Annotated in this window: 11 protein-coding genes; 2 read left to right on the top strand and 9 right to left on the bottom strand. The window is 58.3% G+C overall.

Going from position 1 to position 11675, the window contains the following annotated elements; translation table 11 throughout:
- The first annotated feature begins 181 nt into the window (after positions 1–181).
- The gene (locus tag ACZ1JS_RS11840) at positions 182–652 is read left to right on the top strand and encodes a hypothetical protein (RefSeq protein ID WP_465166229.1); all 471 of its coding nucleotides are present in this window, start codon (positions 182–184) and stop codon (positions 650–652) included.
- A complete protein-coding gene (locus ACZ1JS_RS11845) occupies positions 649–990 on the top strand; it encodes a hypothetical protein (RefSeq protein WP_465166230.1) in 342 nt (113 codons plus the stop codon). The genes ACZ1JS_RS11840 and ACZ1JS_RS11845 overlap by 4 nt, the downstream gene beginning before the upstream one ends.
- A 393-nt stretch (positions 991–1383) precedes the next feature.
- Here the strand turns inward: ACZ1JS_RS11845 and ACZ1JS_RS11850 are convergent, their stop codons facing one another.
- The 9 genes from ACZ1JS_RS11850 to ACZ1JS_RS11890 all read right to left on the bottom strand — a co-directional run bounded on the left by ACZ1JS_RS11850 (position 1384) and on the right by ACZ1JS_RS11890 (position 11671).
- On the bottom strand, positions 1384–1893 hold the full coding sequence (locus tag ACZ1JS_RS11850; protein WP_465166231.1) for a toll/interleukin-1 receptor domain-containing protein: 510 nt from the start codon (positions 1891–1893) through the stop codon (positions 1384–1386).
- Positions 1894–1952: 59 nt separating this feature from the next.
- A complete protein-coding gene (locus ACZ1JS_RS11855; protein ID WP_465166232.1) occupies positions 1953–2432 on the bottom strand; it encodes a TIR domain-containing protein in 480 nt (159 codons plus the stop codon).
- Between the two features lie 122 nt (positions 2433–2554).
- The gene (locus ACZ1JS_RS11860; protein WP_465166233.1) at positions 2555–3142 is read right to left on the bottom strand and encodes a hypothetical protein; all 588 of its coding nucleotides are present in this window, start codon (positions 3140–3142) and stop codon (positions 2555–2557) included.
- A gap of 52 nt (positions 3143–3194) precedes the next feature.
- Positions 3195–3683, bottom strand: a complete 489-nt coding sequence (locus ACZ1JS_RS11865; protein WP_465166234.1) for a TIR domain-containing protein — start codon at positions 3681–3683, stop codon at positions 3195–3197.
- 64 nt (positions 3684–3747) lie between these two features.
- Positions 3748–4326 (bottom strand): SLOG domain-containing protein, encoded by a 579-nt coding sequence (locus ACZ1JS_RS11870; protein WP_465166235.1) that lies wholly within the window; start codon positions 4324–4326, stop codon positions 3748–3750.
- On the bottom strand, positions 4323–5498 hold the full coding sequence (locus ACZ1JS_RS11875) for a toll/interleukin-1 receptor domain-containing protein (protein WP_465166236.1): 1176 nt from the start codon (positions 5496–5498) through the stop codon (positions 4323–4325). The genes ACZ1JS_RS11870 and ACZ1JS_RS11875 overlap by 4 nt, the downstream gene beginning before the upstream one ends.
- Before the next feature lie 886 nt (positions 5499–6384).
- The gene (locus ACZ1JS_RS11880; RefSeq protein WP_465166237.1) at positions 6385–6621 is read right to left on the bottom strand and encodes a DUF2188 domain-containing protein; all 237 of its coding nucleotides are present in this window, start codon (positions 6619–6621) and stop codon (positions 6385–6387) included.
- A gap of 516 nt (positions 6622–7137) precedes the next feature.
- Positions 7138–9798 (bottom strand): TnsA endonuclease N-terminal domain-containing protein, encoded by a 2661-nt coding sequence (locus tag ACZ1JS_RS11885; protein WP_465166238.1) that lies wholly within the window; start codon positions 9796–9798, stop codon positions 7138–7140.
- Positions 9791–11671, bottom strand: coding sequence for a DNA methyltransferase (locus tag ACZ1JS_RS11890; protein ID WP_465166239.1), 1881 nt, complete (start codon positions 11669–11671; stop codon positions 9791–9793). The genes ACZ1JS_RS11885 and ACZ1JS_RS11890 overlap by 8 nt, the downstream gene beginning before the upstream one ends.
- Positions 11672–11675 lie beyond the last annotated feature (4 nt).

Here is an 11675-nt window from a genome sequence, read left to right on the forward strand (position 1 = left end):
AAATTTTTACCTCGCCATCCGAATGTGCCGTCCCGTCCGTATAGGGTAAGAGGAGGCCGCCATCCTATCCATCGATCCAGCGCCCATCTCCGAAAGCGAAGAGCACGATCCATATCTATCGACGGACGAGGTTCGCGACAGGCTGGCGACCCTGACACATGAACAACGTGACCGCCTTATCGTGCGGTCGCAGTATCTCGTCCGCCACCAACGCCTGCTGGCGGCCGACCTTCGTCAGGAGGCGATGGTGCGAGCGCTCGACGGCAGACGGAAGTGCCGACAGAGCTGGGAAATGGTGCCGTTCCTGATCGGCGTCATGCGCAGCATGATCCGGGATGACCACCGCGAGGAAGCAAAGGGTCGGACCTTGGCACTGATCGACGACATGGACGTCCCAGGGTTCGAAGATGACCCGTTCCACGCCGAAAACCTGGCGATCGATACCGTCGATTACGGACGGACGATCGCCAGCATCCGCGATGCGCTCAAATCTGATCTGCAGCTATTGGCTTTGCAGGAAGCAATTCTCGAGGGGAAGCAGGGGACCGAGCTGCAACGACGGCTCCGTGTCGACGAGCGCGGGCTCGACGCGTTGCGCCGGCGGCTGAAACGCGCCCTGCTGCGAGCAACGAAAAACAGGAGCCGACCATGAACGATCGGGATGAGATCGCACAACTGCGCTTGCTGGATGCGTTTCTGGAGGATGGGCAAATCGATCGGCATAACTGGCGCGACGAAGTCGGCGCCGCGCTGGTTAAAGCAAGGACACCATGCCCCCGCGGCATGGGGACGATGCCAGAATATGGCGGCTCGTCATTCGCCGCATCCGGCGAAGACGCGGACATCCTTGCTCGGTTGGAAATGATGCTGGATGAAGAAGTCGGTAGGGAAATGTCGTGCGGCAAAGTCGACACTTATTCCGACGGTTGGGAAAACCTTACAAACGACCCTGCTGATCCGGGTTGGATGGTAGCAAGCCGATCGGAATAGCTGTGCTGTCGGTAGAAAGTTGATTTATCGATCAGATCACGATTGGAAAAGCGCGCCCATATCGTTCCGGCGAACAAAAATGTAGGTTTTGCGTAAGGGTGTGCCTGTTGCGTAACGCCTTGCTGCCCTACGATCGCTGACGTTGCTAATCGGCAGTAACCCAACGCCAATGATCGTGCTCGGGGTGTAAAGTTCCCCTTATGGTGGGAAAGGGGCCTGTCCGGTTCCGGGCACGAAGACGGGATAACCGGACGCTTGTTCATCTAATCGGCAACGGCAGCTACGCGCCCCAACTTCGGGCATTCAGATCGCAGAATTCGAACGCCGAAAGCAGTCATTCGAAGGGCGCAGCGATCTTTCCCGATATCGATCTAGCGGCGCGCTGACGCGCCGTTAGATCGACGCCATATAGCTGCCACCGGTGTTCATTCCCGGGCGCCAGACTGCCAAGCGATGATCGCTCGCAAAGTCGATCCGGCGATAGAGCCCGACATATTCATTGCCATAATAGGTCTGACCGTTCTGGGTGGGGATCACGAGGATGCGTTCATGTTCCTTGATTCCATCAGCGACGCCGATTTCCCACGGGCACCAGCGCGAAGCCAACGCGTTCGGCGTCGCCAGGAACAGGAAGAAATCGCACTGGCGAATACGTCTCCGGATATTTTCCGCTGTCTGCGTGTCGGGCACCGCCGGCATCGCATGATCCTTCCAGTCGACATAGACGCGCCAGCCTGCTTCGCTCAACAGGACCAGCATGCCCTCGACATAGGTCGCGTCCTTGTGGCTGTGGCACAGAAAGGCAGTGCGCATGCCGCGCTGACGCGCAGCCTGCGCCGTGGCAGCTACCTCGACGCGGCTCCGCCGCGCGGCCGCCGCCAATGTCGCCAGATCGATCGCCAACGGCTCAGCCCAACTTCGCCGGCGACATCACAAACGCGCCGGACCCGAGCGCGCCGACGTCAGCTGCGTGCATCGATCGCAGTCTTTACCCAATCGGCGATGTTGGACTTGATGTGATCATAGACCTTGGTGCTGGTCGAGTAAGGCGGATCATAGACCTTGCCCGATACGGCTTCGCCATCGACCGTAAGGCCTGTGAACGGGTTGCTGCCCTTGGTGCCCTGATTGCCGCCGGCATCCTTGAGGTTGTGGACATGAATGGCCAGCACGCCCATCCCTTTCGCCCAAGATTTCTTGATCTCGTACTTCACCCAGCGGCGGCCGGCGGTCTTCTCACCGACGAGAACAACAAGGCATTCCTTGCCCTTCATATTGTTGTCGATCCACTTCTGAATCGCCTCGTCGCCCTCCGCCTCGATCTCTTCCCATTTGTTGGCGGCCAAAAGCGGCTGCTCCTGAATCGTGCCCATATTCTTGATCTGCTGGACGCGCCAGGCGTCTAGGTCATAGTGAAAGCTCAGAAAACATTTCCTCGCCATCAGCCTATTCCTCTTAAATCGATTCGTGTCGTTCCCGCGCGCGGCCGCCAGATATGGGTCCATCCCGTGGTTACGGGAACGTTTTCCTCCAATTCGGATGCAATTTCAAAGCCGGACCATGATTAGAAGTTCGGCCGAAGCTTCTCGCTGCCTTTGCGCCAGCGCTCGAAGTCCAGATGCTCGCCGGTTTCGAGACGACGGGCCCGATTGATGAACAAGGTCGGGGTGGTCGCCACAGCGGTTGCATCGACCTTTGGGTAGAGCTGGAGATATTCCTCCGTCTCGAAGTCGAGCCTTCCCGTATCCGGGACTATCGGCAAGACCGCGACATTGCCGTTGAACCCGTCAAAATAGCCAAGCTCCCACGGCATCCAGCGGGAGGTACGCGAATGCCGGGAATAGGCGTAGAACAGACTGTCGGACTGACGCATACGCGTCCGAAGCGTTTCGGCCGTTTCGCCCGTGACTTGCCTACGATCCATCTTTGGATCGTCGATCCAATCTACATAGACAGTCTTGCCAGCGGCCTCTAGAAACAGTTTAAGACCAAGGATTAGTTCCGCGTCGCAGATCGTGTGCGACAGAAAAATGTCGAAATGCGAGCGGAAAATCTCCGGCAGGCGGTGCAGGATCAGCCCGGCCTCGAAACCCAGGCCGAAATCCTGGCCAGCCGCCCGAGCGCGGACTTGGCTATCGGTCAGCCACGCCATGAGATCGCCCCGCTTCGCCTATCTGCCAAGTCGTCAAAATAGCCGCCGGGAGCTATCGGCCTGCTGCCCGCGCCGCGGCCTCGATCCATGCGGGCATGTTTCCGTACCCATTGTCGTTGACCCAGTCATAGGTCCGGTAAAGCGTTGTGAAAGGGATTGAGCGGCCGCTCTGGTTAGCCGCCCAGTGGGTCAAGGGGTTCAAACCCTGCACGTCAGCGCCGTGCTGAGGGTCCTTGATGCGATGGATGTCAATCGCGAGCATGCCCTTGCCCAGCTCATGGCTGCGTTTGATTTCGTGCTTAACCCATTCGCGGTGATAGGTCTCGGCTCCGAACAGAACCACAGTGACAGAGGTGCCGGCCAGTTGCTGGTCGATCCATTTGGCAATGCCGCCGGCGCGCTGTTTGGCCTGTTCGAATGCCGCAGCATCGTAAAATGGCTGAGCTTCCCCACCGGGGCGGACCACCCAGGACTGGCGAACCTGCTGAATGCGACGGACGTCGCGCGCATAATGGAAACTGAAGAATACCCGTCTTGCCATACCCTCTCCCCAAGCTCCTTCGTACCGTTAGGCGACCGATTTGTCCGATACCGACGCCGAGCTCTCAATCTTCGGCTCTGTCCTCGAGCAATTGGCGCCGGAACAGCGTTGGATAGGTTCGCTCGGTGCGGAATATTGCCGGGAACCGCTCTTGGCTGGCGAGCTCGCACGCGGCAGCACCGGTGGTACCTACCGGAATTAGCTTGCCGCTAGGCCAGCGCGCGGAGAACATTTCCGCCTCAGTGTGGATGCCTTCCATACCGCCGATGAACACTGCAGCCTTGAACGGCCGGCTCGCCAGCATCGCCTCGCGCATCTTGCTGTGGCTGGCTTCGACGTCGGTTCCTGCCGCGTCGACTATCCGGACATCGGCGAAAGCCGCATTTTCTGCAGGGAGGACCGCATTGTGGAGCTTGCTTTGGAAGATGGTCAAATGATCTGAGTCGAGCTTGGCCTCGCGCACGAACAGGGCGAGCAGCGGCGTCATCGTTGGATGACCTCCACAGGTGAGACGCCCTACGGGCAGAACGATCTCGACCAGTGCCTTGACCGCCTCGCGGATCGCCAAGACGTCCGTGGTTTCGTAGAAGCGTCGGTGACGCGTCGGCAACGGTATGCTGGCGGACAAAAACACGTCAATCATGGCACAACGCTCCTGAGCGCCCCATCGACCGACGCGAGTCGCATCGACCGTACCGGCAGATAGCCATCGAGCCAGTCCAAGTGGCTGAGCCAGGATCCCAATAGTCCGCGACTGTCGTAAAGCACCCAGATTCCGCCCGTACCGCTGCCAGCCTTCGAGATCGCGTCGAAGGTCTGGTTGATGCCTAGCGAATTTGGCACGCCGATGGTCGGCACAACCGCGAGGGTATTGCCTGGCGCCACGTCGATCGAGATCCAGCGCTCGGGCTGCACGCTGGGCGTGAAACCACGATCGCGGGCATTGTCGCAGAAGCTGTCGACCAAATAGGCATGGCGGGCGGCAATTGCGCGCGCGCGCAGCCGCTCGGCATGGTCGCAGATCTCGCGCACTGCTGCATCCTTCAACCGTGACTCCTTGCCGATCGGATCGGCGCCGGAGAAGTCGCTATCCACCAGGGGATGGAAGAAGCTGAAGGCTGAGGCAACATCCTCCGGCTGGCCCGGCCAGAGGAGATGGAGGATCTGAATGTTGGTGGCGTTGGCGCGCGCCAGCTCCTCCGTGGTCCAGCGGCTGCTGCGAAAATCTTTGGTGTCGAGCATGACGACGACATCGGTATCGGCGAGCCGGTGCCACAGCTCATCTTGGAAATCGACCGCCGGCGGCACTGTCCTGGTGTCGATGAACACGTCGAAGCCATGGGCGTCGAGTGCGTCGTAAAGCTGATTGGCTGCGCCTTGGGAATCGTCCCTGCGATAGCTGATGAACAGGCGCCGTTCCCGGCGCAGCAGGCGGAAGCTTTCAAGGACAAGCGACGCCACGCGGTCGATATTTTGGTCGGGGGCGACCGGCAGCGCATTGATGTGCCTGAGCCGCTCCGGCAACTCGCGCGATACGCGCTCCAGGTGGGAAACCATCGTGATGATGGTGATGGAATCGCTTAGGAGCGGACCAAGGGCCGGATGCGCCGCATCGCTGGCACCATCATAGCCGATGAACAGCGCGACGGCCGGTAGCGCAGCCTTACGGCGGTCGGCATCGGCTTCGGCCAGGACTTCGATCGTGTCGGACGCCAGCCCAAGCTCGCCGATGCGTGCTTGCAACTGGGCGATGACCCGGTCGCTTCGCGCGTCCGGACGTCCGAGCACCAGCAATTGATACAAAGCCTCCGCCATCGTCGTCCTTCATTACCTAAATAGCCGGCACTCCCGTCCGTCGCTCAATCCTTGTCCTTCCCGCCGGCGATGTCGAGCCCATCTTCGCACCGACTTGGTGACACAGGGCCGGTATTGCGTCATCCCCCCCCGCACCTGGGCGCAGGCACGTCAGAATCCTATCGCATCTGCTAGTCCGGACTTTGCCCGACCATCGTCTGGGCAGTATACAAGTGCGGGCATTCAAGTGTTCATTGCCTCCGGCAACGAGGAGGGACGTCCATCCGACAATGAACGCTATTTGGAGTTGCGCGCCCGCATTGAGGCATTGTCCTTTAAGGGACTAACGCCCTGAGTCGCCGAATTTGCTGCACCTGATCTCCACCTGGACGGATGGCGCGCGATCGTCGATTCCTGCGGGGGCGCTCCATCGTTCCAACTTGATAAATGTGCTTTTCTATCGGCGGCACGGCACGCAGATCGAGATTGACGCGCTGTCCGACCGGCGATCCCTCCAACTCGTAGATCGTGAGATCGTGTCCACCGAGGCGAATTTCCTGCGCGATTTCGCGCCGGGGAGGATCGGGGGTCGTGTCGCTTCCGCGGGCGGACCTGCTGCTACGGGAAACCGAGGCGCTCGCCGGTACAGGCAAAGGCTTCTATGTCGGTCGACTGCCGCCGCTATGGCTGGCACTGATCGCCGCGAAACGTCGAGGCACTTCCATAGTTCCCGGTCCCATATGTCGATGGCGCGCTTTCGAAGTCAGGCTGTCGCGTCTTCGCCGAGCCGTGGAAACAGCTCGGCCCCACGCAGCCCTTGAGTCTCGTATGCCTCTTGGGCGCGATCAGCGCGATCGCCGTGTAGTTCGGCGCGTCCGGTCAGCTCCCGGCAGGAGAGTGAACACCTTTAGCCCTTAGACTTTCGCGGATCCTTCGCTGGCCTGATGGTCCGTTCCTCCTGTATCGTATTGTCGACCTTGCGTATCCTGACCGAGCCGCCGCCCTTGCCGATTGCGTCCGCGAGAGCGCCGCCCTTAGTTGCGTCGGCCTTCTTGTCAAAAAGCTTGACTGCGCGGTCCGAGCCTTCCTTCTCCAGCCGCCATTTATCCGTCTTTGCGTCCTTGTGCAGCGTGAACTTGTCCATCCGGAATCTCCTTTCGTCGTCTCGACATCATCGGGTCGTCCTGCGCCGGAGTCGAGGCCCGCTATTTGCCCGGCGGGCTGTAAAGGTACTTGGCAACGGACGGAGGACTACCTCCGCATCCACTCTCTGAGGAAACGTCACGTCACGACATCCGCAGCGGGTAATCACGTGCCAAAAGCGGCTATAACGCGGGGATGAATGAGCGGCGGAAGTTGGGGCGTTGGGAAGGGCGCGCGAATGACCGGTTCTGGGTCCTCGCGGCGGCGAGGCTATCGGCGGGTGTGGACCAGATTCGGTCGTAACGCCACGCCGCACAACAGGCACTGAACGTCGGCTTCCGGTTGAACCCGCCATTCGGCTCGGCCTCAGAGTATGGTGGGTTTGCCGCCATTGCTGCCGTTCGAGCCCTCAAATAGCCTCTCCTTGAAAGCTGCCTACGGTTCACCTCCAGCGCTCGTGGGTAACCGAGGACGGCGTGAGATCGGTGGCACAGAACCGATCTCACGCCGCGCCGCGTCAGTTCAGAAGCCGCGCATAGCTATGGGCTTCAGCGTCCGTCCCCTTGATGAGCTCGTAGGTCATGCCAGAAGCGACGGCCATCTGTTCGGCAAACTCGCGCTTGGCCTGCACGACCGGCGTGTCCACTTGGTGGTCGCCCTTGACCTCGACGATGACCATCTTTCCGTCCTCACGCTCGAAGAGGAAGTCGGGGTAGTAGGTCCGAACTGCTTTCGAATCCGGGTCGATGTACTGGATGAAGAAGTCGCTCTGCCCATGGGTGAGCATGCCGGTGAAATAGAGCTTGCGCACCTTACCCTCGCGAATGAGGTCCCAGAACAGCGTCTGCTCGGGCTTTGAGTCGAAGCAGTAGGTATCGAGGTGGAAGCTTTTGTGGGCGACCGGTACAGCAGGCGCGTCGGTCTGCCGCACAATCTTGTCCTTTTCGGCCGTAACCCGGTAGAAGCCTTCGGCAGGGACCTTCACGAGGTCAACTTCGTATTCCTCCGGCGTCACGGTCGAGCTGACCGTGAACAGGTGTCCGAAGAGCTGCGGGATGATCAGATCGTGCAGCAACTCGTTGTAGGCGTTCACGGCTTCGACCGTGGCGTCCATCCCTTGGACGGAAGATGCAAGGAGGCCTTCCATCTCGATGGGACTGCGATTCAAGTACCGCGCGACCTCGGACACGATCATGAGTGGCGAGTAGGTCAGCTTCGACCGCTGTGCGGTGAGGTCGGTTACTCGGTCGCTGATCTTCCCAGGCGCCAACTCGGTCCTGTGCGTTGCCATCAACCGATAGCGGTCGGTCAGATCGGCCCATGCCGCTTTGTCCGCCATGTTGAACCTCAGGTCCGCCCCTTCGGTGAGGACCTTCTCTTCCAGATGAAATTCGCGACGGACGCGCTTGATCTTGATCCTGACCGGCTCGTTGACGCGGACTTCGACGGTCTCCTTGTCCTTGGCAGCGCCCTTCAAGTCTTTCACGGTCATGCGGAAGTTCTGTTCGAGCTCGTCGTCCAAGATCGCCAGGTTGCCTTCTGACAGATAGATGTGGCCAGTATGCTGCATATCGCCGATGGCGCGCAAACACCGCATCGACGCCTGAAGGACGAACACCTTCGATGTCGGCCGACGGTAGAGGGCAACGCCGAATAGCGACCGGCAATTCCATCCCTCCCGGCCCTTGTTGACCAGAATGATGAACTGCTTTTCGCTTTCGGGGTAATCGAGGCGTCGGAAAGCGCGTTCATCGTCATTGCTAGTGTGCTTGGCGTCACCGACATTCACTAGGATACGGCTCGTCGGGATGCCCCGGTCGATGAGCACCTGCTCGACGGCCGGTTTCAGCTCATTCACCGCCTCGTCGATGCTGGCTGCAAAGAAGGCCATCTTCGGCGTCAGTCCTTCGGGCAAAAGCCCATCGGTCTGATCGCAGAAGTCATTCACGGCGATCTTCACAAACTCGGAAGTGCGCGAGTTCGTGTATCCCTTCAGGTCGACGGTCTTGAGGTACTGGTTGCTGATCGCGTCCTTCAGTCCGTAGGCGTAGACCACCTCGGGTAGGACCGTTTTTCCGACATAGGGCGTGCCGGTGTAGTTGAAGCAGGCCACGACCTGCGTTCCGGCCGACTTCAGCTTGGCCGCAAGTTTATCGATGGTCGTGCGCAGGCTGGTGTCTGTGGCCTTCGCCCCGATGCCCATGTCCTTCGCCAGATCCTTGCCGAAGGCGTGATGCGCCTCATCGACATAGATGCCGAGCTGTTCGAGCCGGGTCAGCTTCTCGAAGCGCTGGTTGGTGGTCAGCTCCGCCTCGTCCTCGGGCTCATCGAACCCGTAGAGATCGGCTGCATCGGCGTAGACGGTGCCCGCCTCCTTGAACACCTCCGGGGTGGCCCGGAAGAGCGTGTCGATGGCGCTGTCCTGCTTGTGCTTCTTCTTTAGGATGATCTTCTGCACATTCGAGACGATCACATTGAAGCGCGACTGGTCGAGCGTATCCAGCGAAGTGCCCGTCTCTTCCAGGTAATGGAAGCGGATATGCGTCGTGAGGAAGTTCACATATTCGGGGGGCACCACGCGCGCGAGCGGGAAGGATTCCAGTTCACGGAGTGATTGGAGCACGGTCTTGTCCGGGGAACAGACCAGCGCGTTATGGCAGTATTTTCCGTCCTTTGGCCATTTGTTGGCGAGGATGAATTCGTAGAAGATGCAGGTCGCCATGAGGATGGTCTTGCCGGTCCCCATGGTGAGCGCGAAGATGTAGTTCGGATATGTGCGCCGGTTGCGCTTCATCATATCGAACACGACCTGGTACTGCTCGCGCGTCACCGCCTCGAACAGGGTTCCCTGGCCTTGCGAGTTGGCAACGCCACCTTCGGTCCGGTCGGCAAACTTGCCAGCACGGTCGAACCAGTCCTTGAAAATCTGCTCGACGCGCGCGTTGCCCAGAAACTCCTTGAGGAAGACATACATTTCCAGGGCTTCGAACTGCGGGGTGCGCAGGAACGCCTTGGGGTTGTGGTCGGGGTCGTTGAAGTCGAGAAACTTCTTGGTCAGATCGCGATACTCGCGCCGGATCGTGCCCCGGTTGCTCCGGTAGAACCCCCATAGGAAGTTGAAGAAGGCGAACTCGCCAAGCACGGCTTCCTGCTGGCTGGCATTGGTTGCTTTAGCCATCGATCTCCCCTTCCCAGCTTTCAGAAAGGAGGTCAGTGATCTTCACGCGGACCGTGCCAGCATCTGCCGGGACCTTGTAGCGGCCGATGACAAAATCGTCCTTGCCGGGGACGTCGACGACGGTCGGCTGAAGGACAGCACCGTCGTAGTTCCAATCGACCATCACACTGTCCACAAGCTCGCGCCATTCGCCGACCTGCTCCTGCTGCAAGGACAGTTTTTGAAGGAGGTTCATTGGGTAAAAGTTCTCGATCAAGAGCTCGCCATCGCGGATTGCGATCTTGGCCTCGGAATCCCGCTTGAATTCAAGCTGAGACTTGTCGCGCAGGATGTCCACGACCTCGACATCAATCCTAAATGGCTTGGCCTGGAGTTCGAGCTCTGCCTTCAAATCCGGCTCATGGCCCATGCAGACGAGCAGGATTTTTTCTACCGGCTGGTTGGGTTTCTCATCTTGGCGTCGCTGGAAGAGCTTTTGATCGAAGCCAGATACGAGTTCAGCAAGATCAGCCTTCGTTGCGATCCGATTGATGGGCATGATCTTCACCATGCGCCCATCCTTTTCTCCATCAAATACGCTGTGTTGTTCGAGAGGGAAAACCTCAAGCGCATCGATGAGTAGGTCCTTTGCTTCGACTGGGTTTCGAAAAATGTCATAGTTATTGACATTATAAACTTCGAGCCCAGGCGCACCGAGTGATCCCGCGCGGCCTTCTATGAGACGCTTGGTCGTAGTCTGAATGGAGCCCAGATTTATGTCTGCGCCAATGTACTTCCGGCCAAGCCTTTGGGCTACAGACTGCGTAGTTCCTGAACCCATAAAGCAGTCAAATATTATTTGCCCCTCATTTGAGCATGAGCTAATAATTCTTTCAAGGACAAGCTCTGATTTTTCAGTCGGATAGTCGACATACTGTGGGTCTTTCATGGTCCAAATATCTTGGACCCTGTTGCCATCGTCTTCATCGGCATACCGAATGAGGCGCGGATTCCCGGACGATGACCATTCAATTAGGTTGTCATCATCAAATTGATCGAGTTGAGCATGAACATAGGCCCAGTGCCTCCCTCTTGGCGGAGGAATTTCTCGCCATGGGCGACCAGTTTCGCCAGCACGCTCGCCCGGAGCGTGTAACGCCACTGTGGTAAATCTACGACCCTCGCCATCTACTTTCTCGTAAAGGCGCGTCAAATCATCTGATGACTTCTCTTCCCTTAAAGGGTTCCAGACATATTCTCCTCCACCATTTCGATAGAAAAGAATGGTGTCGTGGATGTTTCCGAATTTATTGAGTCCAGAATTTTTTGGATTGCATTTTATGCGACTAATTTCGTTGCAAAAATTTGCAGATCCAAAAATTTCATCCATGATGCATCTGATATGATGCACCTTATGCCAATCGCAATGCAGAAATATGCTGGCAGACGACGACATCAATTCTTTTAGAAGGATAAGTCTGTCATAAAGAAATTGCAAATATTGGTCATTCACCCAGATATCGGCATACTGCTTTTCTTCAAACGCGCTTGAATTTCCATGCGCCTTGCCTGTCTTTGTCGAAATTTGTTTACGGTAATCAGCTTTGGAATCAAAAGGCGGATCGATGTAAATGAGATCGAGTTGTCCACGAAAATTCTTCAGCATGTGGCTCATGACTTGGAGGTTGTCGCCCCAGAAAATCTTGTTGCGCCAGCCATCGACTTCTTCGCCGTGCACCTCCTTGAGCTGCGCTGGATAGAACTGCGTCGAGGTGAACGGGCGCTTGCCGCGCCAGTTGAGCATGGGGTAGCCCTTGATCGGCTCGAACTTGTATTCCTCGACCCGGCCTTCCTGCTGCCGACCCAAGTCCAAGCTTTCCTGTCCGTCACTCACTCGC

The organism is Sphingomonas sp. BL-S-05, assembly GCF_055521695.1.